Origin of the sequence: Ruegeria faecimaris (assembly GCF_900182615.1) — a bacterium.
GTDB classification, from domain to species: Bacteria; Pseudomonadota; Alphaproteobacteria; order Rhodobacterales; family Rhodobacteraceae; genus Ruegeria; species Ruegeria faecimaris.
In genome coordinates this window covers 73,049-95,426 of the sequence record NZ_FXTE01000004.1, presented here as the reverse complement: position 1 = coordinate 95,426, position 22,378 = coordinate 73,049, and the positions used below count along the sequence as shown (strand labels likewise).

Below are 22,378 nucleotides of genomic sequence, written 5' to 3'. Positions count from 1 at the left end.
AGAAACAACATGAACAAGACCGTAAATTTTGAAGACCTCGAAGTCGGCTTCGACATCCCCGCCGCGATCGGCATGGACGAAAGCGAGATACAGACGCCTTGCCTGATCCTTGATCTGGACGCGCTAGAGAGCAACATCCGAAAGATGGGCGATTTCGCAAAGGCCCATGGGATGCGCCATCGTGTTCATGGCAAGATGCACAAATCGGTCGATGTGGCCAAGCTGCAGGAACGGTTGGGCGGTTCGATCGGCGTCTGCTGTCAGAAAGTGTCAGAAGCCGAGGTATTTGCCCGTGGCGGCATTACAGACATCCTTGTATCCAACCAGGTGCGCGACCCGGCCAAGCTTGACCGACTGGCACGGCTGCCCAATTTCGGCGCACGTATCATTGTCTGCGTGGACGATATCGACAATATCTCCGACCTGTCGGCTGCCGCTTCGCGTCACGGCACAGAACTGGAAGTGTTCATCGAGATCGACTGCGGCGCAGGGCGCTGTGGTGTAACCACGACACCGGCGGTCATCGAGATTGCCAAAGCTGTGCAAGCAGCGCCAAATCTGAAATTCACCGGCATTCAGGCCTATCAGGGTGCGATGCAACATCTCGATACCTATGAGGCCCGTAAAGAGAAGCTGGATGTTGCCATTGCCATGGTCGAAGACGCTGTCGCCGGGTTGAAAGCAGAAGGGATCGAGTGCGAACTGGTTTCGGGCGGCGGCACCGGTTCCTATTACTTCGAAAGTAACTCGGGCGTTTACAACGAATTGCAATGCGGCTCTTACGCCTTCATGGACGCGGATTATGGGCGGATTCTGGATCAGAACGGCCAGCGGATTGATCAGGGAGAATGGGAAAATGCGCTGTTCATCCTGACCAGCATCATGAGCCATGCCAAAGCAGACAAGGCCATCTGCGACGCCGGCCTCAAGGCGCAATCGGTCGATAGCGGCCTGCCCTTTGTGTTTGGGCGTGATGATGTCGAATACCTCAAGTGCTCGGACGAGCATGGGGTTATCGGGGATCCAGACGGCGTACTGAAGGTCAATGACAAGCTGCGGTTGGTGCCGGGCCACTGTGACCCCACCTGCAATGTCCATGATTGGTATGTGGGCGTACGGGGCGGCAAAGTCGAAGCCCTGTGGCCGGTCTCGGCCCGCGGGAAAGCCTATTGAGATGAGGGATGTTATGAAAAGCGACGGCCTGCTGATTGTAGGCGAAGATCTGTGCGAGAAACTGGTAGGACGCCAGCAGGCCTTTGACGCTGTACAGGCTGTGTTCGGTGCGATGGCTAAAGGTGGCGCGTGGAACTTTCCCGTTATCCGCGAGGCTTTGGGCCATGCCGACGTTCTCTATGGGTTCAAATCGGGATTTGACCGCGACGGTCAGGTGCTGGGCCTCAAATCCGGTGGATACTGGCCGGGCAATGCGGCGAAGGGCCTGACCAACCACCAATCCACGGTGTTTCTGTTCGACCCCGATACCGGGCGATTGTCCGCGCTTGTCGGGGGCAATTACCTGACAGCGGTGCGCACAGCGGCCTCTTCGGCGGTTTCGATCGCGCATCTGGCGCGGCAAGACGCAAGAGTACTTGGTATGGTCGGGGCCGGACATCAGTCAACTTTCCAGCTGCGGGCGGCGGCGGAACAGCGCGACTTCGAAAAGGTCATTGCCTGGAACCCGCATCCCGACATGCTGCCCCGCCTTGCAGCTGTGGCCACTGAGGTTGGGTTGGAATTCGAGGCCGTCAGCCAACAGGAGCTTGGCGCACAGGCGGATGTGATCATCACCATCACCTCGGCTTTTGAGCCGCTCTTGATGAAAGACTGGATCAAGCCCGGCACGCATCTGGCTTGCATGGGCACCGACACCAAAGGCAAACAGGAGGTCGACGCGGATCTCGTCGCTGCGGCGACTGTCTTTACCGACGAGGTCGCCCAGTCCGTGACAATCGGCGAGGCCCAACATGCCATCAACCTTGGCGCCTTGACCGAGGATGCAATCGCGCCCATCGGCGCCGTCATCAATGGTGACCACCCCGGTCGGACAAGCGACGATCAGATCACTCTGTTTGATGGAACCGGGGTCGGGTTGCAGGATCTTGCAGTCGCCTCAGTCGCTGCACGATTGGCTGAAGAGGCGGATCTAGCCCAGCGCGCGACCCTCTGAAACGAAAAAGCGCGCCTCAATCGGGCGCGCTTGCTTGACCTGTCTGTTGGTGGCTCAGCCCCGGATGACCTTGGAAAACTGATCAAAGATGGGCTCGTTGGAACAGATGACCTCGCCGTCCTCCAGCACGTTACCTTCCGGGTTCAAAGCCTGCACAAAGCCACCGGCCTCTTTCACGATGATGATCCCGGCGGCAACATCCCAGGCATTCAGACGGCGTTCCCAAAAGCCTTCATACCGGCCAGCAGCAACATAAGCCATGTCCAGCGCTGCTGCGCCCCACCGACGTACACCGGCGCAGACCGGCATCAGACGTGCCAGATCCTGCAGGGTCGCAGGCAAGTCAGACCGTCCGCCAAAAGGCAGCCCGGTCGAAAAGATCGACTCGATCATGCGGTGACGACCCGAAACGCGGATACGGGTGTCGTTCATCCATGCGCCTTCGCCATTTTCTGCAAAGAACATCTCGTCCTTGGCGGCGTCATAGATCACACCGGCAACAATTTTGCCTTTATGTTCCAACGCGATCGAGATCGCCCAGTGCGGCAAGCCGTGCAGAAAATTCGTGGTGCCATCCAGCGGATCCACAATCCAGCGGCGGGTGGGATCTTCGCCGGCAATCTCGCCGCCCTCTTCGGCCAGCCAGCCATAGGTCGGGCGCGCGCCAAGCAGTTCCTCTTTCAGGATCGCCTCGGCTGCAATGTCTGCCTTGGACACAAAGTCCCCGGCGCCTTTCATCGACACCTGAAGGTTCTCGACTTCACGAAAATCCTTGACCAGTGAACGCCCCGCTTTGCGCGCGGCTTTGATCATGATGTTGAGGTTTGCACTGCCAACCATTGTCCAAAGGCTCCTGTCCGGTCAAACCGCGCGTATACTGGGGCAATGCGCCCTTGCCAAGAGGAATGATACGCATAGCAGACCCGCGTTTTGTGCCTATTGCTCCTGCAGCTTGCGCGCCTCGGTTTTGGCCAGCTTGATCAGCTCTTGCACAAAGGGTTTTTCAAGGTCCTCGGTGCGCACTGCAGCATAAAGGCGACGTGTAATGCCCGCCTTGGTCAGCGGGCGGGTAACATAGTCGGAATTATACTTCACCTCACGCACAACCCAGTCCGGCAGCACCGATATCCCCCGGTTTGACGCGACCAGCAACAGGATCACTGCGGTCAGCTCAACCTGCCGGATCGCAGCCGGTTCAACCCGCGCAGGGATCAGCAGCTGGCTGAATACATCCAACCGTGTCCGTTCGACCGGATAGGTAATCAGGGTCTGGCCCCGAAAATCTTCGGCCTCAATGAACTCTTTCTGGGCAAGCGGGTGTGTCGAAGCCGCGACAAACACCGCGTCATAGTCAAAGAGTTCGATGAATTCGACACCGGGCAGATCTTCTGGGTCCGAGGAAACAACCAGATCGACCTCTTCTTTTTGCAAAGCCGGCAAGGCATCAAAGGCTAGGCCGGGGCGGATATCGACATCCACATCGCCCCAGGATTTACGAAAGGATTCCAGCACCGGGAACAGCCACTCAAAACAGGCGTGGCATTCAATGGCGATATGCATACGGCCCGTGCGCCCGTCGCGCAAAGAAGAGAACTCCTGCTGTGTCGCCTCGACCTGCGGCAGGATCTGCTCGGCCAGGCGTAACAGCCGCAAACCGGCCGCCGAAAGTTTCATCGGTTTGGACCGGCGCAAGAACAATTCGACCCCGGCCTGATCCTCTAGGCCTTTGATTTGATGGCTCAACGCGGATTGAGTGATGTTCAGTTGATCTGCGGCACGGGCAAGCCCGCCACATTCATGGATCGCTTTGATCGTACGCAGGTGGCGGAATTCGATATGCATTGCGTGGAACTCATGTTGTTCTTGAATAATATGAGTTTGTCTCACAATGCGTAAGCTGGCACAAGGGTCAGAGATTTCACCCGTGAGGCCGAGATGACAAGACCAGAAGTTTCATTTGAATTTTTCCCGCCACAGACGCTTGAGGCTTCATTCCGCCTTTGGGATACGGTGCAAACACTGGCACCGCTTGAACCGCGCTTTGTTTCTGTCACGTATGGCGCGGGGGGCACCACGCGCGAGCTGACGCGCGATGCGGTGGCCACATTGCACAAGTCCTCTGGCCTGCCTGTTGCTGCACATCTGACTTGTGTGGATGCGTCACGTCAGGAAACACTGGAAATCGCAGATACCTTTGCTCGGGCGGGCGTGGAGAACATCGTCGCCTTGCGCGGCGATCCGCCCAAGGGTCAGGATCGGTTCGTGCCGCACCCGGAAGGGTTCGCGGACTCGGTCGAATTGATCGAAGCGCTGGCAGAAACCGAGATGTTCAGCATCCGTGTTGGCGCCTATCCAGACAAACACCCCGAAGCGCGGGATTTTTCCGCCGATGTCGATTGGTTAAAGGCCAAGCTGGACGCTGGGGCCGACGAAGCCCTGACTCAGTTCTTCTTTGAGGCCGAGACATTTTTCCGTTTCCGCGATGCCTGTGAAAAGGCAGGGATCGACAAGCCCATCGTTCCGGGCATCCTGCCGATCGAAAACTGGAAAGGGGCGCGCAACTTTGCCCGCAGATGCGGGACACATATTCCGGATTGGATCGAGAATGCCTTTGAGAAGGCCATTCGTGACGACCGCGAAGACCTGCTGGCCACCGCATTGTGCACAGAACTTTGTTCAGACCTGATCGAGGGCGGAGTGGACAAGCTCCACTTTTACACCCTGAACCGGCCGGAACTGACCCGGGATGTGTGCTTTGCCCTTGGCGTCACACCAAAGGCCGAGCTTCAGAACGTCGCTTGATATCCGCTTGTTTCAGACTGTGCACCCGAGGCCAAAACCCCGGGTGTTTTTGCGGAATAAGTTGGGATTACCCTGTCTGACTGGGCCACTTGAACAATCCAGCTGCAGCCTTAATCATTGTCGCGATAAACCGTTCAATTCTGTTACAAATTTGACTTTATCAACCGCCCATTCATTGTGGGGCCGTATAGTTTGTTTATGAGTGAATTTAGTATGGAACCTTTTGACAAGGTTAGTGCCCGCGCCAATGCCTTCGGCACACTTGGTCTGGCTCAAAGCGCCAGTTCAGATGACATTCGAGAAGCCTGGCGCAACATCGCATTCGAAGCCCACCCCGACAAGAATGGCGGAGACGGTGCGGCCTTGGCCAACGCCAAGGCGGCCTATGATTTGCTGCGCAGCGAGGGGCTGGCTGGGAAAGGTCTGGCGGGCTCGGCGGCGGGGAAACCACGCCGCCCCCGATTGCGCAAACGCGTTATTCAGCTGGAAACCCAAGATATTGATGCCTGTCGTGCAATGCTGAATACGGCGCTGCCCCACTTGCAGGACACCCCGGTGGACAGTCAAGATGCGGATCGCCTGCAAGATGCTGACCACATTCCGGACGCTGTCGGCTTGCATGGCCGCAACCTGACTTATTTCATTTCCGCACCTGTCTGCGAAGGTGCTAACCGCGTCGCATTGCCGACGAGTGTTCTCGCTGGCTCCAAGCGCGTCAAGACAGAGATTCTGAGCTTTCAGTCCAAAGATGCGGGCACTGGCGAAGTTGTCGTACCCGTTGCGCTTGCGACCAAGAAATTTCCGGGCGCCCGCAGCGTGCGGATCAGATTCAACGCCGACCAGCAAACGCAGGATGAGTACTGGTTGGCCGGATGACAAACAAAAAGCCCGGCAAATCAATGCCGGGCTTTGCATCCGTTGCAGAACTCTCAGTTTGCGACCGGGCCTTCGGAGGTAAACTTCGGGATCACGCTGCTGGAGGCCCCGTCGGCCTCGATGCCCGGCCAGTTTCCTTCAGCCAGATTGATATTGCCGGGAATATCTTCTTCAAAGAACCCGACAACCACATCGGTAATGTTCAGATACAGCTTGTCATCAACAATCCGCCACAAGTTCGGGTTCGCAGGCACCTTGCCACCGCGTGACACGCCATAGGCGCAGTGACCGTCATATTGCGGCGCATAATAAGCAGGGTTTTCCAGGAACTTGTCCCGGTTCTCTTCGGTCGAGAATGCCCAGGTAACGCCGTTGTATTCGGCCGTAATATCTGACCTTCCGCGAACGGCTTCGGGCTGTGATTGACCGACAGCAACCTGATCCAGACTGCGATAGGCAACCACGTCATATCCCGACACCGCATAGCCGGTGCCGTCCACATACTGATCACCTGCAAGGGCAGGCATGGCAAATGCCAAGGTCGCAGCTAAGGTCCAGGCAAATCGTTTCATAAGGGCGGTCCTTTTTTATTGGATGGGTGATCGGCCCGGAATACGGGGCTGTGCAGAGAATAGGTGATTCCTCGATCGAACGCAGTCCCGCTCGCGTCGCTGTGACATCGAATGAGAAAACGTGAAGTCTTTTGCACTGAATGTTACAAAATCTTCCCAACGGGCAGGGTTGGACTTTGCCCTTTGCAATATTAGCTGTTGAAGCGAACGGATAATTCACCCGAACTTTGCTGAGAAAGGCAAGAAATGAGCGAGCAATCGACCTATACGCCCCCGATGGTCTGGACATGGGATAGCCAAAACGGCGGACAATTCGCTAATATCAACCGCCCGATTGCGGGGGCAACTCATGACAAGGATTTGCCTGCTGGGCGCCATCCTCTGCAGCTCTATTCGCTTGCCACTCCTAACGGGGTAAAAGTAACCGTCATGCTGGAAGAGCTTCTGGCGCTAGGCCATGAAGAGGCCGAGTATAACGCCTGGCTGATCAACATCGGCCAGGGAGATCAGTTTAGTTCGGGCTTTGTAGAGGCCAACCCGAACTCGAAGATCCCTGCCCTGTGGGATCGGTCCGGTGAAAAACCTGTGCGCGTGTTCGAAAGTGCCTCGATTCTGTTTCACCTGGCTGAAAGGTTCAACGCTTTCCTACCCGAATCCGGGCCCGAACGGACAGAGGTGATGAACTGGGTTTTCTGGCAAATGGGCAGTGCACCATATCTGGGTGGCGGGTTTGGCCATTTCTACGCCTATGCGCCCGAGAAATGGGAATATCCCATCAACCGCTTTGCCATGGAAACCAAGCGGCAGCTGGATGTTCTGGATCGGGAGCTGTCCGAGAAAACCTATATCGCAGGCGAGGATTACTCTATCGCCGATATCGCGATCTGGCCCTGGTACGGACAACTGGTTCTTGGGCGCCTGTACAGCGCAGCCGAGTTCCTGGACGTCGAATCCTACAAGAACGTCATGCGCTGGGCCAAGGAGATTGACGGCCGTCCCGCCGTGAAACGCGGTCGCATGGTCAATCGTGCCTTCGGCGAAAAGCATACACAGCTTCACGAACGCCACGAGGCTGGCGACTTTGAAACGCGTACACAGGACAAGCTGGAGCCGGCAGCCGAGTAAACAAACCGGGCTTCGCGGATCAATCTGCGAAGCCCCATTCCGCCATTACTTAAGCAAAGGCGGTTTGTCCGGATCGCGCCCAGGAGCGATATGCGCATTCACACGCGCCTCAGGCTGCGGCAGATCGTACCGCAAACCCACCCGCGCCAAAGACGCTGCGGCCGTGTCACTTGATTTGAAAAAACCTACGTCCATTGCCCCAGCTTCGACCCCGGAAAAGGTAAGCGCTTCGGATGCGGCCTTGGCCAGAGCTGCCTCTGCCCCTTCGACGGCATCGACAAAACCCAGCAAATGCCCGAACCCACCTTCAGCCGTTTTGGTGCTGACCAGATAGGCGGCTTGCGCCAACCCAATGGCCGTAGCCAGCTTGGCGTCCAAAGCTGTCAGCAGTTCGTCGGGCAACCCCGATGGAGCCAGGAACTCGGACAGGTGCTGTTGCACCTCTTCGGGACCATGCTGCAAAGTTTCCATCAACCAGCCCAATGCCTCGGGCGGGATCAACATCGAGGACGGGGCAACCTCAAGGTTCAACCCCAGCCCGATCCCCTGCCCCGACAACATAGACGATAAAACCCGCCCCGACAGCGCAACATAGGGCACCGGGCGGTCTGCGAAGCGGGCCAGCCGGTCTTCGCGATCGAAAGCCAGCACAAAACGCCCGTCTGCCACGTCGAACAATTCGGGCGAAATATTCTCGTTCTTTGCCTCTTCCGTCAGCATCAGGAACAGCTCACTGTCAGCCAGCCGTTCAAAGAAACGCAGACGGGCTGCATCATCCTGCGGAGCGGCCTCAGCCGCGGCATGGGCGGCGTCCAGAGCCGAAATCTCAGTCATTCAGAACCTCCTGCACCCGTGCGCGCAAAACCGGCAACAGATCGGCTTCGAACCACGGGTTTTTCTTCATCCATGCCGTATTCCGCCAGGACGGATGAGGCAAGGCAAAGACCCGCGGTGCATAGTCCCGCCAGTTGCGCACGGTTTCGGTGACTGACCCACGTGACTTCAGGTGATATCTATGGGCGTGCCCCCCGACAAGAATGGTCAACGGCACAGGCCCAAGATCCGCCATGACCCGATCATGCCAAGTCTGACCGCATACTGGCGGAGGAGGCAAATCTGCCTTGCGCGCATCATAGCCGGGAAAGCAAAACGCCATTGGAACGATCGAGACACGCGAACGGTCATAAAACAGCTCCTCATCAACACCCAACCACGCCCGAAGCCGATCACCGGAAGGGTCGGTAAAAGGGCGACCCGACGCATGCACTCGTGCCCCCGGAGCCTGACCACAGACTAAAACGGGCGTGTCTTTGCGGAACCAGACAATGGGTCTTGGTTCATGCGCGGTTTCAGTTGCCGCAAATCGGTCAGCACAAATACGGCAGGCCTCTATTTCTTTTTCGAGTGGGTTCATGAGATCGCAATCAGTGCCGCATCAGATGGTTGGTGTTCTGAAAGCAAGATAGGTAACACACATCCAGACGCCAACAGATGCAAAAGTCACATTACCAAAAACGACCCCCGGAACGCATTGATCATTTGTTTCATAATTCGACATAATGTGGCCTATATGGCGCCGTAGAGGTACCGTTCTTTCGCCGATCCGAACGGAGCAACAACAAGATAAACCCGCAGGCCTTGGATGCTTGAGTTTGAAAATGTCAGCAAGTCCTTTTGGACCGGGACGCGCCGAAAGGTGATTCTGGACAGAGTGTCTTTTCGCGTCGAACTTGGCACATCCATCGGTATTCTGGCCCCGAACGGTACCGGGAAAACCACCCTGATCAACATGATGGCCGGACTAGAGAAACCCGACGAAGGGGTCATTCGCAAATCCTGCCGCGTCTCTTTTCCGATGGGATTTACCGGCGGAGTTTCAAACAAGCTGTCGGCTCTGGAGAACTCGCGCTATATCGCCAAGATCTATGGTATGGACCCGGACTATGTCGAGGCATATTGCAGTTGGCTGTGTGGCCTGGGTGAATATTTCAATCAACCGCTGGCGACCTATTCATCCGGTATGCGGTCGCGGTTCACATTCGCGTTGATGCTGGCTCTGGATTTCGACATGTACCTCATCGACGAAGGGATGCCGGCCACAACGGATGTTGAATTCAACAAAAAGGCAGGCGACATTCTGCAGGAACGGCTGCGCACAACAACACTGGTCATCGTCTCTCACAACCCGGCCCTGCTTGAAAAATTCGCGCGTCAGGCGGCGGTATTAGTGGATGGTCAGCTTCACTTGTTCGAAACCTTGGAAGAGGCAAAGCAGTTATATGACTACCAAACCCAGGGCTGATAAATACAACTGGCGCCGCAAACGGCGGTCTGCGGGAAATGCCGAAACGCGCGAAGACGCGATCTCGCGTATTCGCCAGGCCACAAAGGCGCCCGGCCCAGAAAATGAACCGCCAGTAGGGACCGAGATCGACGCTATCAAACGCGAGGGACTGACCGGCCGCCAACTGAGGGTGGCACGTCGTCTTGCCCAGAAAAACGGTCTTGCGGCGACTTCGGACTATGATGCAGTTCGGTTGTTGCGCAAAAAGGGAATTGATCCGTTTGAACGCTCCAGTCTACTGAACCTTGCCTCGGAAAAGAAAACTTCGGACGAGCAGACGAATGATCGCGTCACGATCCACCTGCCCCAGACCGTGAAAGATGCACCAGAGAACTTGCCCGGACCCGAGATGAGCCCGGCTGAGCGGCGTGAACGTGAAATCGGACAGATTCAGAGGGACATCGCCCGCCGCCGCCGTCGCAAACTGTTCGCTCTGTTTGCGCGGCTTGCGGTCTTTGTCCTGCTACCTACCTTTGTCGTGGGTCTCTATTTCTATCGGATCGCGACCCCAATGTACGCCAGCAACTCTGCCTTTCTTATCCTTCAGGCGGACGGGGGCGCGGGCTCTATCGGAGGGCTTCTGGCAGGGACCCAATTTGCGACCACGCAGGATTCGGTTGCCACCCAGGAGTTTCTGGAATCGAAAGATGCGCTTGAACTTTTGGACACAGAGGCCGGTTTCGCCGATGTGTTCAAACAGGACTGGATCGACCCCATTCAGCGATTGTCCCCAGACGCCAGTCTCGAAGAGGCTTACAAGCTGTACAAACGCATGATCACGGTCGGATATGACCCGACCGATGGCCTGATCCGGATGGAGGTGGCGACACCTGACCCCCAGACTTCGGCCGCGTTTTCACGAGAACTGATTTCCTATGCCGAGCAACGGGTAAACGCGCTGACCGAAAAGAAACGCGAAGACCAGATGAAAGATGCCCGGGAAGGGTTTGTAAGCGCTCAGGAAGAACGCAAGAAAGCTCAGGAAGACCTGATCGAGCTTCAGCTGCAAGGCGCAATCCTTGACCCTGAAAGCGTCATTGCCGGGTTGCGGGGCCGCATAAACGAAATCGAGACGCTTATTCAGGACAAAGAACTGCAGCTTGCAGCCTTGTTGGACAATCGCCGCCCAAACAAAGCCAAGGTGGATGGCGCACAGGCCGACATCGCACGGCTTACGGTTGTGCTGGAGGAATTGAACGCCGAAATGCTGGATGTCTCTGCCGGCGAGAATTCGCTGGCCAGGCTGAGTGTTCGGATTCAGATGGCACAGGCCGATCTGGCCGCTCGGGATATGATCCTGCAATCAGCTATGCAGCATATGGAGACAACCAGGACCGAAGCCAATCGTCAGGTTCGGTATCTGACGGTTTCCGTCAATCCTGTTCCCAGTCAGGAACCCAGCTATCCGCGCAAGTTCGAAAATACGATTTTGGCTTTCCTGTTGTTTGCTGGTATCTACCTGATGATCTCGCTTACCGCGTCGGTCCTTCGTGAACAGGTATCCTCGTAAGACACATGAAACATGTAAAAATCTCCGATCTCACGGTCGGCAATGATCTTCCGCTGACGATCATCGCCGGTCCCTGCCAACTGGAAACTGCCGATCATGCCCAAATGATCGCAGGAAAAATGAAAGAGGCCTGCGACGCCGCCGGGGCGCAGTACGTCTTTAAAGCCTCGTACGACAAGGCGAACCGAACTTCGCTGTCGGGTGCGCGAGGTATGGGAATAGACACAGGGCTCAAGGTTCTGGATGACATCCGCAAAACCTTGGGTATTCCAGTGCTGACTGACGTACATACCGAAGCCCAGTGCGCGATTGCGGCCGAGGCTGTGGACGTGCTGCAAATCCCTGCCTTTCTATGCCGACAAACAGATATGCTGCTCGCAGCTGGCGAAACCGGCAAGGCGGTTAATGTCAAAAAAGGACAGTTTTTGGCCCCATGGGAGATGGGCAACATCGTGAGCAAGGTCGAAAGCACTGGGAACACAAACATCCTACTGACAGAACGCGGAACTTCGTTTGGATATAATACGTTGGTCGCTGACATGCGCGGCCTGCCGCAGATGGCCAAAACGGGATACCCGGTCGTAATGGATGCCACACACTCGGTACAGCAGCCTGGCGGCAAAGGTGGTTCAACTGGTGGGCAGCGAGAATTCGCGCCTGTGATGGCCCGCGCTGCGGTTTCGCTTGGCATCGGTGCGGTTTTTATCGAAACCCATCAGGACCCTGATACTGCACCTTCCGACGGTCCTAATATGATCCCATTGGACCAGATGCCGCAGCTCATCGATACATTGATGCGTTTTGATGCGTTGGCCAAGGCCAACCCTATCCAGATCTGAACAAGAGTATTCCCATGACCAAACCCAACCCCGAGGTGACTCCGAACACCTGGAGCTTTCTGCGCGACGCAATGATCAAGCCAACCGGCTTTCGCGAATATGATGCCCGCTGGAAATATCCAGAAGAGATCAACCTGCCGGGCATGACCGCACTGGGGTTGGGTCTGGGCACACAGATGCGCAAGCGTGGGATTGAACCCGTGATTGCTGTAGCCAATGATTATCGTGATTATTCTCTGACCATTAAAAATGCCCTGATCCTGGGCCTGATGCAGGCGGGAATTCAGGTAAAGGATATCGGTCCGGCGCTTAGCCCGATGGCCTATTTCGCTCAGTTCCATCTGGACGTTCCAGCGGTGGCCATGGTCACGGCCAGCCACAATCCAAATGGCTGGACCGGGGTCAAGATGGGGTTTGAACGTCCCCTGACCCATGGCCCGGACGAGATGTCGGAACTGCGAGACATTGTTCTGAATGGCGAAGGGCAGACCCACCCTGGCGGGTCCTACGAATTCGTTGATGGCGTGAAAGAGGCCTATATCGACGATCTGGTCGGCGATTTCAGAATATCCCGACCTCTCAAAGTGGTCTGTGCCACAGGAAACGGCACCGCATCCGCCTTTGCCCCGGAAATCTTTGAACGCATGGGGGTCGAAGTCGTGCCCAGCCATAACCAGCTGGACTATACCTTCCCGCATTACAACCCGAACCCAGAAGCGATGGAAATGCTGCACGACATGTCCGATACCGTGAAAGCCAGCGGTGCCGACATGGCGCTGGGATTCGATGGTGACGGTGACCGCTGTGGCGTTGTGGATGACGAGGGGGAGGAGATTTTTGCTGATAAGGTCGGCGTGATCATGGCCCGCGATCTGGCCAAGATTTACCCCAATGCCACCTTTGTCGCCGACGTGAAATCAACCGGCCTTTTTGCCAGCGACCCCGAGTTGAAGGCCCGCGGGGTCAAGGCAGATTATTGGAAAACCGGCCACAGCCACATGAAGCGGCGAGTCAAAGAGATCAACGCGCTGGCTGGGTTCGAAAAGTCGGGGCATTACTTTTTGGCCGAACCGATTGGCCGTGGCTATGATTGCGGCATGCGCGTCGCGGTTGAGATCTGTAAACTGATGGACCGCAACCCGGACCAAAGCATGTCCGACCTGCGAAAGGCACTACCGAAAACATGGTCGACACCGACCATGTCCCCCTATGCAGCGGATATCGAAAAATACGACATACTCGACCGTTTGGTCGCAAAGCTGGTCGCCAAATCCGAGGCCGGAGAGACGCTAGCAGGTCGCCCGATCAAAGAAGTGGTCACTGTCAACGGTGCCCGAGTCATTCTGGACAATGGCAGCTGGGGGTTGGTCCGCGCCTCGTCGAATACGCCCAATCTGGTGGTCGTCTGCGAAAGCAGCGAAAGCGAAGAAGAGATGCGTGCCATTTTTGCGGATATCGACGCGGTTATCCGAACCGAACCGGGTGTCGGAGATTACGACCAGACCATCTGAGCGTTGGTGTCGGGGCGCTGGCCCCGACACTTCAATTTCCGCCAAACAGCTTAAGCAGTCCTTTCTTGGCCTCGTCCTCAAGCTTGTTCTTCAGCGCATCCTCGACGCTGTCCCCGTCAGTCCCGGCCGTACCGGTATCGCCGCCTATCTTGTCGATGACTTTCTTTTTGACATCATCCTCAAGCTCTTTGACCTTTCCTCCGGCGGCCGCTTCGATCACCTTGGTCAGGTCCGGCTTGATCGACGGATTGCTCCATGGTCCAACGATACGCACCGGAACCGACAGGCCCTCTCCCGAATTCGCACGCAGAGCGACCGGCGTGAACAGATAGTCGATATTGCGCGCTCCGATCCCGACTTTTCCTTTGCCATCCGCGCGGAAATTGTCCAGCGACATCAACAAATCGTTGTTCTGCAAAACGCCCTGATCAATGGTGAAGCTACCCGTCAGGCTGTTGAACACGGTGGTGCCACCCGATCCTTTGCCTCGTCCCATGAGACGATCAAGGTCAAAGCCCGATATCAACCCCTTTCCTACATCCAAGCGGCCCTTACCGCTGAGAGAACGCATGATCTGATTCTCGTTCTGGCCAACGCCCAGAAACTCGAATGATCCTGACCCGGTCCCGGACAGCCGCTCGACCCCGACCAAGGCTGTCAGAGCTTGTTTGAGGTCAATGCCCTTGGCCTTTATCTTGCCGCCAACGGACAACCCATTCCGATTATTGGCCACCACCTGCCCGTTCAGCGTTCCGGAAAACAAGGTTGCCGGGTTCATCTCCAATGCAGCCCGAGACCGGTCCAGCCGCATTGTCAGGTCGCTGGGGCCAAGCGTCAGCTCGGGCAGCGCGATAGATTTGGCTGTCAGTCGAATTTCACCATTGGCCAAAGCCAGCGCCGAGGCGTCGATCGGTTCCCTTGACCACCCCTCCGAGGCAGCACCCGCGCCGGAACCGCCTGAACTGGACGAGACCGTCTGACCACTTTGATTATAGCGAGAAAGATCAAGATCACTGGCATCCAACCGAGCGGTGATCTGTGGCGGGTTGGAAATGACAATATCAACTTCGCCTGTAAAACGGTTACTGTCGAGTGAAGCCACCAGATCGCGCACAGATATGCGGCCATCTCTGGTATAAGTCATCTGCCCCGACACATTCGCAGCGCGGCCCAACCCGTGCGGCACTCCAACGCCCTCCTGACCAAACGCGGCCAGCATTTTTTCCGTGTCTTTGGTTTTCAACTGCAGCTTGCCGTCCATCTCTCCGGCAAGGTTGACGCGCCCGTCAAACCCGATGTCACCACCGGGGGCGGCAAGCGCCAGCTCAATCTCGGATGCCGCGCCCGAGGCATAGGCCGGCAGGTCGGGTATCTTGATATCCACGCGGGCCTCACCGCCCGGAACCGGCATTTGTGCATCCAGAACCATGGGGGCCGAGACTGCTGGCCAACTAGCAGACAAATCCACATCTGCGACATCAAATCGGGCCGATCCATTTTCAACAAAGATCAGACGCGCCTGAGTCAGTTTCAGATGCTCCAGTGTCACCGCACGCGATGCATCCGCCGGTTTTGATCCACCCGAGCCGCTGGCTGTCGGGGCGACGGCCGTGTCAAACTCCCAGTTTCCGCGCCCGTCTGACAGTTCAAGTCTGAGGGTCGGATTCTCGGCAATAATCCGTTTGATCAGCACATCGCCGGACAAAATGGCCAAGGTATCGACCCCAACCGCCAGGCTTTCGGCGCTCAGCATCGGCTCAGACCCCGCCCACGAGGCATTTCCGAAGGAAACCGCCCCGGTTTCCATGCCCAGCACAGGCCAGAAGGATAGCTTAACGCCCCCCGACAGTTTCAGATCACGCCCGGTTTGTGCCTTGACCTGCTCGGCCAGAATGGTCGCCAACTTGTCGCCCGGCATCAGCAGCAACGCGCCGATGACAAGACCGACCACAGCCACCAAAAGGAACAGGATGCGCATTAGCCATTTCATTTTCTGCTCTCCGACTTATTTGGCACGCTATAAAAAGATCATTCAAAGACGGCAGCGCATTTGCAAGGGGAAGCTTTCCCCACTATATGCCGCGCCATGACCACAAACCCGCCAAACCTCCGCCCCGACCTGGCACCTGCTGCCCGGATCACTGATACACCACGTCCGAACCAGCCGACCATCGGCATGGTATCGCTGGGTTGCCCCAAGGCTTTGGTCGACAGCGAGCGGATTCTGACGCGCCTGAGGGCCGAAGGATACGGCATCTCGCCGGACTATTCAGGCGCGGATGCCGTGATTGTGAATACCTGCGGATTTCTGGACAGCGCCAAGGCGGAGTCTCTGGATGCCATCGGCGAGGCTTTGGTAGAAAACGGCAAGGTTATCGTAACCGGATGCCTGGGGGCCGAACCCGATTACATCCGCGAGCATCACCCCCGTATCATGGCCGTCACCGGACCACATCAGTACGAGCAGGTGCTGGATGCGGTACACAAGGCCGTGCCGCCTGATCCCGACCCCTTCGTGGATCTGCTGCCTGCGGCCAACGTTCAACTGACGCCGCGCCACTACAGCTATCTCAAGATATCCGAGGGCTGTAACCACAAATGCAAGTTCTGCATCATCCCGGACATGCGCGGCAAACTAGCCAGCCGTCCGGCGCATGCTGTTCTGCGCGAGGCGGAAAAGCTGGTCGATAACGGTGTGCGCGAATTGCTCGTGATCTCTCAGGACACGTCGGCCTATGGGTTGGACCGGAAATATGACGTGAATCCCTGGAAAGACCGTGAGGTCCGCAGCCATATCACCGATCTGGCGCGTGAATTGGGTCAGTTGGATGCCTGGATTCGTCTGCACTATGTCTATCCCTACCCGCATGTACGTGAACTGATCCCGCTGATGGCGGATGCGGGCAGTAACGTGCTGCCCTATCTGGATATCCCTTTTCAACACGCACATCCGGATGTTTTGAAACGAATGGCCCGCCCCGCTGCAGCTGCCAGAACACTGGACGAGATCGCCGCCTGGCGCGCGACCTGTCCTGATATCACTCTGCGATCCACCTTTATCGTGGGCTATCCCGGCGAGACCGAGGCTGAGTTCCAGACCCTGCTGGACTGGATGGACGAGGCGCAACTGGATCGCGTCGGCTGCTTTCAGTACGAGAACGTCGAAGGAGCCCGATCCAACGACCTACCTGACCATGTGCCCGCCGATGTCAAACAAGACCGATGGGAAAGGTTCATGGAAAAGGCTCAGGCGATTTCTGAGGCCAAACTGGCCGCCAAGGTCGGCCATACCCTGCAAGTCATCGTGGATGATATCGACGATGAGGCCGCGACCTGTCGCACCACCGCAGATGCGCCCGAGATCGACGGCAATCTGTTCATCGACGAGGGGTTTGAGGCCCTGAAGCCGGGCGACATTGTCTCGGTCGAGGTGGACGAGGCCGGGGAATATGATCTATGGGGCAAGCTGCGCTAACCACACCTAACTGAATTGACCGACCCAGCGGCAGTCAGAAAAGGCTCAACAGCCCGATAACCCAGGCCAATCCGCCAGCCAAAGCAGACAGTGCCACCGCAGCGCTGGCGGCGTCTTTGGCTTGCCCGGCCAATAGATTGTGTTCGGTCGAAGTATGATCCACCGCCCGTTCGATCGCCGTGTTGAACAGTTCGGCCACCAGAACCAACAGACCGATCACCAGTATCAGAGCCCGAACGCCATCGCTCAGGGGCAGCCACAGGGCCAGACCCGCAGAAACAAGATTAGCGCAGACCCAAGCGCGGAACGAGTATTCACCGTGCCAAGTGGCAGCCAATCCCTGCCAGCTCCAGCGGATGCGGTCCTTTAGATGGGTGACAAGTTTTCTCATGCGACCTCGGTAATTCAATAGGTCAAACAGAAACCCGAACACCGTATGACAGGCAATAAAAAAGCCACCCATAGGGCGGCTTTTTTGTTCGATTGTGCGGGCGGCTATGTCGGAATCCGCCCGCGAAAATCTTATTGAGCAGTCGGATTACATACGGTCTGACCTGCTTCGGTCGTCGCCAGATCTGTCCCTGCCGGGCAGCTCGGCGTGCCGTATTTGTCATAATCTGGGGTAATGTATACCGGTGTCGGCTCTTCCTGTTGCGAGCAAGCAGCCAGAACCAGGGCAAACGCACTAACGGCAGCAAATTTGAGTTTCATGTCCGTCATTCCTCTAATTAATTTCTGTTATTGCCCTGAACATGGGGCCGACTTCACAATACGGTGTGGTTGGTAATTTTGCAATAAAATCAACAGCGCGTTTGCGAAAGCAGGCAAAACCATGCCGGGGGGATTGCCCATGGAATGGGTGCCGCGTGGCAGCTACTGCTTTCGGCACATCTGTTCAGGCGATAGACTGGGGAAAGTCAGCGAACGGAGAAACCAGATGCCAGAAGGTCCAGTCATTGCGCAAAAAGCGCCCTATCCAATCGAAGTAACCGAAGGAAAAAGCTATTTCTGGTGCTCGTGCGGCCGGTCCAATCGGCAGCCATTTTGTGATGGATCTCACAAAGGAACCGGCTTTGAACCGGTCAAGTTCACGGCTGATACCAGCAAGAAACTGTTCTTCTGCGGCTGTAAAAACTGCGCTAACCCACCGTTTTGCGACGGGACACATTCCAAGATCTGATCACTTCAGCCGGTTGAAAACCTGGCTATTTACGCAGAACCCGGGCGCTGAACGGGGATCAGATTGCTGCGCCGCCAGCCATTTCGTGCATTTCTCGTGACAGTCCGAGGCCCGGCAACGCGTTACCATCTCGGCGTATTCATCCGGGCTCAACCGCCCGTCGGACATGGCTTCGGTCAACGAGATCTTAAGGCATCGGGCAACAGATCGAGTCAGCCAAAAGTGCTTTTCCACGTCGCCCAGTACAGCGTGTTTCATCCCAATTCCTGCATTTGTATTGCTTTCAACGCGGCGAATTGATGTTTGTTTGGGCAGGTTTGCGGTGCTCCTGCAACATCTGGATGTCTTTCCATCCAATCCGGACAGGCAGCCGCCCAGCCACACCCCTGACACAGGCGGATCATTTCAGCCCAGTCTTCCTGACTTAGCCGACCTTTATTGTGGGCCCGCACAATATCCGTACCCGTAGCTTGCCCCATCCTCAACACAAGGCACAAATGAGTCATGAGGTGTCCAAGGCGCGGCATTGCGGCCCCCCTAAGGGATCAACTTGCTTAACAAATCTTGGTTCCGGCAATATTCGGGTGTCTGCGTTGCCAGAACCGGTTGATTCAAAAATGATTGGCAATGGCCCGGGTTCGGGCAATCGGTGCATCGCAGAACCGCATCGGTAATCTGATCCACCGATATATGTCCAGCGATTGCAGATTCCTGCAGATCCACCCCTAGCTTGCCAGCCATACGGTCAACAAGACCAGCATGATGCCTAAGCGTTTCGCGATCGGGCATTGGCATTCCTTTCCGTTTCGCTTTGTCCGATCAGACTAGCAATACGAAACAGCCCAAGCCTTGACGCAGGTCAAAGTCCCAATTCCAGTTCGTCCAGATAAGCCCGTGTTGCATCCTGAACCCGGCGAAATCGATCACCGCCCAGCTTTTTTCCGCCATACCATCGAGTGACAATGACGATATGACCGCTCAGTTCGGCCCTTTCCAGCATGCGCAGAATCACCATTCCGGCACCGCTTTCCCCGTCATCCGCCTTGAGCGCACCAGTGGGCAGGATTGCGGCCCAGGTATTGTGCGTGGCCTTGGCATAGCTTTTGTCAGATTTCAGATCCTGCAGGACAGCAGCCACCTCGTCACGGGAACTGACCAAAGCGCCGGACACGGCATATTTCGATCCGCGGTCCGTCAAGACAACCCCCAACCGTTTCAGTCCCGTCATTGTGTCAGCCCAAGCTGCCGCGAGGTTTCCAAAACAATTTCGACGCGCTGAGCATTCGGTGGATGGGTGCCTAGAAAACGATCGCCCGGGTCAGGAATTCGGGCAAAATAGCGGGCTCCTAACAAGGGATTATAACCTGCCCGGTGCGTGATGATCGTTCCCAACCGGTCCGCTTCCAGTTCAAAGTCCTTGACATATATCTGGGCACCCACCTGCGCGCCTAGCTTCTGCGCCTGTTCAAGATCGGCGTCATTTGCCCCCGCTATGCGTGCAAGCTCGCCAAAAATCGCGGCACTTTCTCGTGAGTTTTCGGACTGGCGGGGAATATGGCGCAGGATGTGATGAGCAGATTCATGCCCCATCACAAAGGCCAGTTCATCGGCGTTTTCCACCGATTGAATCATCGCGCGGGTGAAGATTATGACTGGTTGATTGTCGTCATCCAAGGTTTGAAAAGCATTTGCTGGTGCGCGAGGGTTCAGATCAACCACGATCGAAAAATCGCAGTTGCTGACATTACTGCGCCGCTTGCACTCTGCGCGCGCCACATCCCCAACCCTTTGACTGATTTCGCGAAAGGTCAGCACATCGACCTGAAAATCAGTTGAAGGTTGTTGCCATTCCTCTACCGGCTGAACGCGTAGCGAACCGGTGTCACAGGCCGACAGAACCAGACCAAATATCAACAAGATCAGGCGACGCATACTATATCCTTTGGTCCGGTCATGCCTTTTCGTCGAACATAGCCCGACACAAGGCGGTTCGCCACCGGACGATTTCCCAAGAACGGGTTGCATTGCAATGTTCCGCCCGGCAAGCTGGACACATGTTTTCGATTGAGCATGAATTCGACTCGACGGTCATAACCCTGGTGGACGAAGGCGAAAAGCCTTTGAACGAGGATGTGGTTATTAACAATTTTGCAGAATGCGTAACGCTGGAACAACTGGATCCGCGCACTGACCAGGTTCAGAAGATTACGCTTTCGCCCGAACAGGTTCGTGATCTGGCTGCGGCACTGGATCTGCCCGAAGGTGTTTACCAAATTCGCGAAACCCCCGGTCAGGCCTGACACACAAAGACTTTCTCGCGCGATGTCTGCCCGCGCTTCAGGATGAGTGCGGACGGAGCAACCCCCAGCGCCACCGCCAGAATCTCACGTGTGGCATCATTTGCCCTGCCGTTTTCGGGCGGTGCAGTGATATATATTCTGATCGTTCCGTCCTGAACCAAAATCCTGTCTGCTGCGGCTTTCGGGGTAACCCTGACCGCAATCTCAGCATTCGGTGCTACACGGTCGCTCAGGTCTGGAAGATTTCTTAGTTTCGGTTTTCCCATTGGCACCTTCTGTTAACAAAGACCCTTGCACGGTTGGGCGGGGAATGAAATTGATCCAACTGGTCCAGCCGATTGCACTTGAAACTCGCCAGACGTTCAACCAGATACAGACAGCCTATGTAAAGGAAGTTAACATATGTCCTTGAAGAATCCGGCCGCTTTTGAGTTTCTGCAGACCCGTCGGTCGCGCCCAGCCAAAACGTTGATTGAACCGGCCCCCGACCGTGAGCAGCTGATGCCCCTGCTGACCGCAGCAGCCCGCAGCCCGGATCACGGAAAACTGGAACCCTGGCGGTTCATCGTGCTTGAAAAAGGCGCAATGGGGCGCCTGTCGGGGCTGACGCAGGAATGCGGTGAGGCGCTTGGCAAATCCCCTCAAGACATTGAAAAAGCGCGCGGACAGTTTGATTTAGGCCATCTCGCCGTCGCTGTGATCGAGGTTCAGAAGCCTTCGGAAAAGATTCCAGCCATCGAGCAGACCTATTCAGCTGGGGCTGTTTGCCTTGCTTTGCTGAACGCTGCTTTGACCGCAGGATGGGGCGCGAATTGGTTGTCTGGCTGGCAAACCCACGATCCAGAATTCTGTCGCAAGGCGTTTGGATTGCGGGATAACGAGAGTGTTGCCGGTTTGATCCATATCGCGACCGAGGGCTCGACCCCGCCCGACCGCCCTCGCCCGGATGTTGATGCCCTGACCGAATGGGTCACAGAATGATCATCCTCAACGCCTTTTTTTCAGCGCTTGGTCAGATCGGAGACCCGAAATTCCGCGGGGTTCTGCTGCGAGGTATCGGCCTGACCATCCTGATGCTGATCGCAGCCTGCGCCGGTGCAATTTGGCTGATCAACCGGCTGTCAGGGGACGAGATATCGCTGCCATTCATTGGTGCAGTTCCCTGGCTGAATGACGTCCTCAGCTATTCCGGCATTTTCCTGGTGCTGATCCTGCCAGTGTTTCTGATGATTCCCGTCGCCTCAGCCATCACGTCTGTGTTTCTGGACGATGTCGCACAAGCTGTAGAGGACAGGCATTATCCGAGCCTGCCCGCGGTTCCACGCATCCCGATAGGCGATGCGATCACTGACGCGCTTGGTTTTATGGGTGTGCTGATTGTGGCCAACCTTCTGGCGCTGATCCTTTATGCGATCTTCACGCCACTGGCCCCGTTTATCTTTTGGGCGATGAACGGATTTCTGCTGGGGCGTGAGTATTTTACGCTGGCAGCCATGCGCCGTATCGGGCGTGAGGGCGCGCGAAAACTGCGGGCACAACATTCGTCAACAATTTGGCTTGCGGGCACGTTGATGGCCATCCCACTGTCTATTCCGCTGGTGAATCTTGTGATCCCGATTATCGGAGCTGCTACATTCACGCATATCTTTCATAAGCTGTCAGGGCCAACGCCCTGAA

28 protein-coding genes are annotated in these 22,378 nt (G+C 56.4%); 14 read left to right on the top strand and 14 right to left on the bottom strand.

From position 1 onward, the window contains the following. Positions 1 to 9 precede the first annotated feature (9 nt). Both bhcC and bhcD read left to right on the top strand, forming a co-directional pair. Positions 10 to 1,173 (top strand): 3-hydroxy-D-aspartate aldolase BhcC, encoded by a 1,164-nt coding sequence (gene bhcC, locus FN806_RS10025; protein ID WP_142636650.1) that lies wholly within the window; start codon positions 10 to 12, stop codon positions 1,171 to 1,173. Between the two features lie 13 nt (positions 1,174 to 1,186). Continuing rightward, entirely contained in the window at positions 1,187 to 2,167 is a 981-nt protein-coding gene (gene bhcD, locus FN806_RS10020) for an iminosuccinate reductase BhcD (RefSeq protein WP_142636648.1), read from the top strand. A gap of 54 nt (positions 2,168 to 2,221) precedes the next feature. On the opposite strand, the gene FN806_RS10015 is transcribed toward bhcD, so the two are convergent. Both FN806_RS10015 and FN806_RS10010 read right to left on the bottom strand, forming a co-directional pair. Next, positions 2,222 to 3,007 (bottom strand): inositol monophosphatase family protein, encoded by a 786-nt coding sequence (locus tag FN806_RS10015; protein WP_142636646.1) that lies wholly within the window; start codon positions 3,005 to 3,007, stop codon positions 2,222 to 2,224. Positions 3,008 to 3,103: 96 nt separating this feature from the next. Continuing rightward, positions 3,104 to 4,009: a LysR family transcriptional regulator gene (locus tag FN806_RS10010; protein WP_142636644.1), complete on the bottom strand. Its 906-nt coding sequence runs from the start codon at positions 4,007 to 4,009 to the stop codon at positions 3,104 to 3,106. Positions 4,010 to 4,102: 93 nt separating this feature from the next. Between FN806_RS10010 and metF the strand changes: the two genes are divergently transcribed. Together metF and FN806_RS10000 are read left to right on the top strand one after the other, a co-directional pair. Then, positions 4,103 to 4,969 carry a methylenetetrahydrofolate reductase [NAD(P)H] gene (metF, locus tag FN806_RS10005; protein WP_142636642.1) on the top strand — a complete coding sequence of 289 codons (867 nt, stop codon included), beginning with the start codon at positions 4,103 to 4,105 and terminating at the stop codon, positions 4,967 to 4,969. Positions 4,970 to 5,167: 198 nt separating this feature from the next. Further along, positions 5,168 to 5,845 carry a J domain-containing protein gene (locus FN806_RS10000; protein ID WP_246097226.1) on the top strand — a complete coding sequence of 226 codons (678 nt, stop codon included), beginning with the start codon at positions 5,168 to 5,170 and terminating at the stop codon, positions 5,843 to 5,845. A 53-nt stretch (positions 5,846 to 5,898) separates the two neighbouring features. Here FN806_RS10000 and FN806_RS09995 read toward each other — a convergent pair whose 3' ends face one another. After that, a complete protein-coding gene (locus tag FN806_RS09995; RefSeq protein WP_142636638.1) occupies positions 5,899 to 6,417 on the bottom strand; it encodes a YHS domain-containing (seleno)protein in 519 nt (172 codons plus the stop codon). A gap of 246 nt (positions 6,418 to 6,663) precedes the next feature. On the opposite strand from FN806_RS09995, the gene yghU reads away from it, so the two are divergent. Continuing rightward, on the top strand, positions 6,664 to 7,542 hold the full coding sequence (gene yghU, locus FN806_RS09990; RefSeq protein WP_142636636.1) for a glutathione-dependent disulfide-bond oxidoreductase: 879 nt from the start codon (positions 6,664 to 6,666) through the stop codon (positions 7,540 to 7,542). Between the two features lie 45 nt (positions 7,543 to 7,587). On the opposite strand, the gene FN806_RS09985 is transcribed toward yghU, so the two are convergent. After that, a complete protein-coding gene (locus FN806_RS09985) occupies positions 7,588 to 8,376 on the bottom strand; it encodes an SseB family protein (RefSeq protein WP_142636634.1) in 789 nt (262 codons plus the stop codon). Beyond that, entirely contained in the window at positions 8,369 to 8,956 is a 588-nt protein-coding gene (locus FN806_RS09980) for a uracil-DNA glycosylase family protein (RefSeq protein WP_142636632.1), read from the bottom strand. Before FN806_RS09980 ends, FN806_RS09985 begins: the two co-directional genes overlap by 8 nt. A 228-nt stretch (positions 8,957 to 9,184) precedes the next feature. On the opposite strand from FN806_RS09980, the gene FN806_RS09975 reads away from it, so the two are divergent. From FN806_RS09975 to FN806_RS09960, 4 genes are read left to right on the top strand one after another with little or no spacing between them, the layout of a single operon-like run. Continuing rightward, on the top strand, positions 9,185 to 9,844 hold the full coding sequence (locus FN806_RS09975) for an ABC transporter ATP-binding protein (RefSeq protein ID WP_142636630.1): 660 nt from the start codon (positions 9,185 to 9,187) through the stop codon (positions 9,842 to 9,844). Further along, on the top strand, positions 9,822 to 11,396 hold the full coding sequence (locus FN806_RS09970) for a KpsE/RkpR family capsule polysaccharide export protein (protein ID WP_142636628.1): 1,575 nt from the start codon (positions 9,822 to 9,824) through the stop codon (positions 11,394 to 11,396). The genes FN806_RS09975 and FN806_RS09970 overlap by 23 nt, the downstream gene beginning before the upstream one ends. A gap of 5 nt (positions 11,397 to 11,401) precedes the next feature. Further along, complete coding sequence (kdsA, locus tag FN806_RS09965; protein ID WP_142636626.1) at positions 11,402 to 12,235, top strand: 3-deoxy-8-phosphooctulonate synthase; 834 nt, start codon at positions 11,402 to 11,404, stop codon at positions 12,233 to 12,235. 14 nt (positions 12,236 to 12,249) lie between these two features. Then, complete coding sequence (locus FN806_RS09960; RefSeq protein WP_142636624.1) at positions 12,250 to 13,746, top strand: phosphomannomutase/phosphoglucomutase; 1,497 nt, start codon at positions 12,250 to 12,252, stop codon at positions 13,744 to 13,746. A gap of 31 nt (positions 13,747 to 13,777) precedes the next feature. On the opposite strand, the gene FN806_RS09955 is transcribed toward FN806_RS09960, so the two are convergent. Beyond that, the gene (locus FN806_RS09955) at positions 13,778 to 15,736 is read right to left on the bottom strand and encodes an AsmA family protein (protein WP_142636622.1); all 1,959 of its coding nucleotides are present in this window, start codon (positions 15,734 to 15,736) and stop codon (positions 13,778 to 13,780) included. 96 nt (positions 15,737 to 15,832) lie between these two features. On the opposite strand from FN806_RS09955, the gene rimO reads away from it, so the two are divergent. Next, positions 15,833 to 17,221, top strand: coding sequence for a 30S ribosomal protein S12 methylthiotransferase RimO (gene rimO / locus FN806_RS09950; RefSeq protein WP_142636620.1), 1,389 nt, complete (start codon positions 15,833 to 15,835; stop codon positions 17,219 to 17,221). 34 nt (positions 17,222 to 17,255) lie between these two features. Here rimO and FN806_RS09945 read toward each other — a convergent pair whose 3' ends face one another. Further along, the gene (locus FN806_RS09945; RefSeq protein WP_142636618.1) at positions 17,256 to 17,612 is read right to left on the bottom strand and encodes a diacylglycerol kinase; all 357 of its coding nucleotides are present in this window, start codon (positions 17,610 to 17,612) and stop codon (positions 17,256 to 17,258) included. Positions 17,613 to 17,743: 131 nt separating this feature from the next. Further along, positions 17,744 to 17,932, bottom strand: coding sequence for a hypothetical protein (locus FN806_RS09940; protein ID WP_142636616.1), 189 nt, complete (start codon positions 17,930 to 17,932; stop codon positions 17,744 to 17,746). 226 nt (positions 17,933 to 18,158) lie between these two features. Between FN806_RS09940 and FN806_RS09935 the strand changes: the two genes are divergently transcribed. Beyond that, positions 18,159 to 18,401: a CDGSH iron-sulfur domain-containing protein gene (locus FN806_RS09935; RefSeq protein WP_142636614.1), complete on the top strand. Its 243-nt coding sequence runs from the start codon at positions 18,159 to 18,161 to the stop codon at positions 18,399 to 18,401. Here the strand turns inward: FN806_RS09935 and FN806_RS09930 are convergent, their stop codons facing one another. From FN806_RS09930 to FN806_RS09915, 5 genes are all read right to left on the bottom strand, one after another. After that, positions 18,402 to 18,659: a DUF6455 family protein gene (locus FN806_RS09930; RefSeq protein WP_142636612.1), complete on the bottom strand. Its 258-nt coding sequence runs from the start codon at positions 18,657 to 18,659 to the stop codon at positions 18,402 to 18,404. Beyond that, entirely contained in the window at positions 18,656 to 18,928 is a 273-nt protein-coding gene (locus tag FN806_RS20845; protein WP_221929482.1) for a DUF6455 family protein, read from the bottom strand. The genes FN806_RS09930 and FN806_RS20845 overlap by 4 nt, the downstream gene beginning before the upstream one ends. Positions 18,929 to 18,938: 10 nt before the next feature. Continuing rightward, a complete protein-coding gene (locus FN806_RS20585; RefSeq protein WP_142636610.1) occupies positions 18,939 to 19,190 on the bottom strand; it encodes a DUF6455 family protein in 252 nt (83 codons plus the stop codon). A gap of 70 nt (positions 19,191 to 19,260) precedes the next feature. Then, a complete protein-coding gene (locus tag FN806_RS09920) occupies positions 19,261 to 19,629 on the bottom strand; it encodes a YigZ family protein (RefSeq protein ID WP_142636608.1) in 369 nt (122 codons plus the stop codon). Next, positions 19,626 to 20,333: a M48 family metallopeptidase gene (locus FN806_RS09915; protein WP_142636606.1), complete on the bottom strand. Its 708-nt coding sequence runs from the start codon at positions 20,331 to 20,333 to the stop codon at positions 19,626 to 19,628. The genes FN806_RS09920 and FN806_RS09915 overlap by 4 nt, the downstream gene beginning before the upstream one ends. Before the next feature lie 122 nt (positions 20,334 to 20,455). Here FN806_RS09915 and FN806_RS09910 point away from each other — a divergent pair, with 122 nt between their 5' ends. Then, positions 20,456 to 20,701 (top strand): hypothetical protein, encoded by a 246-nt coding sequence (locus tag FN806_RS09910; RefSeq protein ID WP_142636604.1) that lies wholly within the window; start codon positions 20,456 to 20,458, stop codon positions 20,699 to 20,701. Here the strand turns inward: FN806_RS09910 and FN806_RS09905 are convergent. Then, positions 20,692 to 20,967, bottom strand: coding sequence for a DUF167 domain-containing protein (locus FN806_RS09905; RefSeq protein WP_142636602.1), 276 nt, complete (start codon positions 20,965 to 20,967; stop codon positions 20,692 to 20,694). The genes FN806_RS09910 and FN806_RS09905 overlap by 10 nt on opposite strands. A 136-nt stretch (positions 20,968 to 21,103) precedes the next feature. Between FN806_RS09905 and FN806_RS09900 the strand changes: the two genes are divergently transcribed. Beyond that, a complete protein-coding gene (locus FN806_RS09900) occupies positions 21,104 to 21,682 on the top strand; it encodes a nitroreductase family protein (RefSeq protein ID WP_142636600.1) in 579 nt (192 codons plus the stop codon). Beyond that, on the top strand, positions 21,679 to 22,377 hold the full coding sequence (locus tag FN806_RS09895; protein ID WP_185956679.1) for an EI24 domain-containing protein: 699 nt from the start codon (positions 21,679 to 21,681) through the stop codon (positions 22,375 to 22,377). The genes FN806_RS09900 and FN806_RS09895 overlap by 4 nt, the downstream gene beginning before the upstream one ends. Position 22,378: the final 1 nt, after the last annotated feature.

What these genes read in the sequence shown, in the direction of transcription:
- metF (WP_142636642.1), top strand. Translation starts at nt 4,103, where the DNA reads ATGACAAGACCAGAAGTTTCATTTGAATTTTTCCCGCCACAGACGCTT.
- FN806_RS10010 (WP_142636644.1), bottom strand. Translation starts at nt 4,009, where the DNA reads ATGCATATCGAATTCCGCCACCTGCGTACGATCAAAGCGATCCATGAA.
- FN806_RS09900 (WP_142636600.1), top strand. Translation starts at nt 21,104, where the DNA reads ATGTCCTTGAAGAATCCGGCCGCTTTTGAGTTTCTGCAGACCCGTCGG.
- FN806_RS10015 (WP_142636646.1), bottom strand. Translation starts at nt 3,007, where the DNA reads ATGGTTGGCAGTGCAAACCTCAACATCATGATCAAAGCCGCGCGCAAA.
- FN806_RS09935 (WP_142636614.1), top strand. Translation starts at nt 18,159, where the DNA reads ATGCCAGAAGGTCCAGTCATTGCGCAAAAAGCGCCCTATCCAATCGAA.
- FN806_RS09930 (WP_142636612.1), bottom strand. Translation starts at nt 18,659, where the DNA reads ATGAAACACGCTGTACTGGGCGACGTGGAAAAGCACTTTTGGCTGACT.
- FN806_RS20845 (WP_221929482.1), bottom strand. Translation starts at nt 18,928, where the DNA reads ATGCCGCGCCTTGGACACCTCATGACTCATTTGTGCCTTGTGTTGAGG.
- FN806_RS09960 (WP_142636624.1), top strand. Translation starts at nt 12,250, where the DNA reads ATGACCAAACCCAACCCCGAGGTGACTCCGAACACCTGGAGCTTTCTG.
- FN806_RS09945 (WP_142636618.1), bottom strand. Translation starts at nt 17,612, where the DNA reads ATGAGAAAACTTGTCACCCATCTAAAGGACCGCATCCGCTGGAGCTGG.
- FN806_RS09910 (WP_142636604.1), top strand. Translation starts at nt 20,456, where the DNA reads ATGTTTTCGATTGAGCATGAATTCGACTCGACGGTCATAACCCTGGTG.
- FN806_RS09895 (WP_185956679.1), top strand. Translation starts at nt 21,679, where the DNA reads ATGATCATCCTCAACGCCTTTTTTTCAGCGCTTGGTCAGATCGGAGAC.
- FN806_RS09955 (WP_142636622.1), bottom strand. Translation starts at nt 15,736, where the DNA reads ATGAAATGGCTAATGCGCATCCTGTTCCTTTTGGTGGCTGTGGTCGGT.
- FN806_RS09995 (WP_142636638.1), bottom strand. Translation starts at nt 6,417, where the DNA reads ATGAAACGATTTGCCTGGACCTTAGCTGCGACCTTGGCATTTGCCATG.
- FN806_RS20585 (WP_142636610.1), bottom strand. Translation starts at nt 19,190, where the DNA reads ATGCCCGATCGCGAAACGCTTAGGCATCATGCTGGTCTTGTTGACCGT.
- FN806_RS09905 (WP_142636602.1), bottom strand. Translation starts at nt 20,967, where the DNA reads ATGGGAAAACCGAAACTAAGAAATCTTCCAGACCTGAGCGACCGTGTA.
- FN806_RS09940 (WP_142636616.1), bottom strand. Translation starts at nt 17,932, where the DNA reads ATGAAACTCAAATTTGCTGCCGTTAGTGCGTTTGCCCTGGTTCTGGCT.
- FN806_RS09920 (WP_142636608.1), bottom strand. Translation starts at nt 19,629, where the DNA reads ATGACGGGACTGAAACGGTTGGGGGTTGTCTTGACGGACCGCGGATCG.
- rimO (WP_142636620.1), top strand. Translation starts at nt 15,833, where the DNA reads ATGACCACAAACCCGCCAAACCTCCGCCCCGACCTGGCACCTGCTGCC.
- FN806_RS09915 (WP_142636606.1), bottom strand. Translation starts at nt 20,333, where the DNA reads ATGCGTCGCCTGATCTTGTTGATATTTGGTCTGGTTCTGTCGGCCTGT.
- bhcD (WP_142636648.1), top strand. Translation starts at nt 1,187, where the DNA reads ATGAAAAGCGACGGCCTGCTGATTGTAGGCGAAGATCTGTGCGAGAAA.
- FN806_RS09970 (WP_142636628.1), top strand. Translation starts at nt 9,822, where the DNA reads ATGACTACCAAACCCAGGGCTGATAAATACAACTGGCGCCGCAAACGG.
- FN806_RS09975 (WP_142636630.1), top strand. Translation starts at nt 9,185, where the DNA reads ATGCTTGAGTTTGAAAATGTCAGCAAGTCCTTTTGGACCGGGACGCGC.
- FN806_RS09985 (WP_142636634.1), bottom strand. Translation starts at nt 8,376, where the DNA reads ATGACTGAGATTTCGGCTCTGGACGCCGCCCATGCCGCGGCTGAGGCC.
- bhcC (WP_142636650.1), top strand. Translation starts at nt 10, where the DNA reads ATGAACAAGACCGTAAATTTTGAAGACCTCGAAGTCGGCTTCGACATC.
- FN806_RS10000 (WP_246097226.1), top strand. Translation starts at nt 5,168, where the DNA reads ATGAGTGAATTTAGTATGGAACCTTTTGACAAGGTTAGTGCCCGCGCC.
- yghU (WP_142636636.1), top strand. Translation starts at nt 6,664, where the DNA reads ATGAGCGAGCAATCGACCTATACGCCCCCGATGGTCTGGACATGGGAT.
- kdsA (WP_142636626.1), top strand. Translation starts at nt 11,402, where the DNA reads ATGAAACATGTAAAAATCTCCGATCTCACGGTCGGCAATGATCTTCCG.
- FN806_RS09980 (WP_142636632.1), bottom strand. Translation starts at nt 8,956, where the DNA reads ATGAACCCACTCGAAAAAGAAATAGAGGCCTGCCGTATTTGTGCTGAC.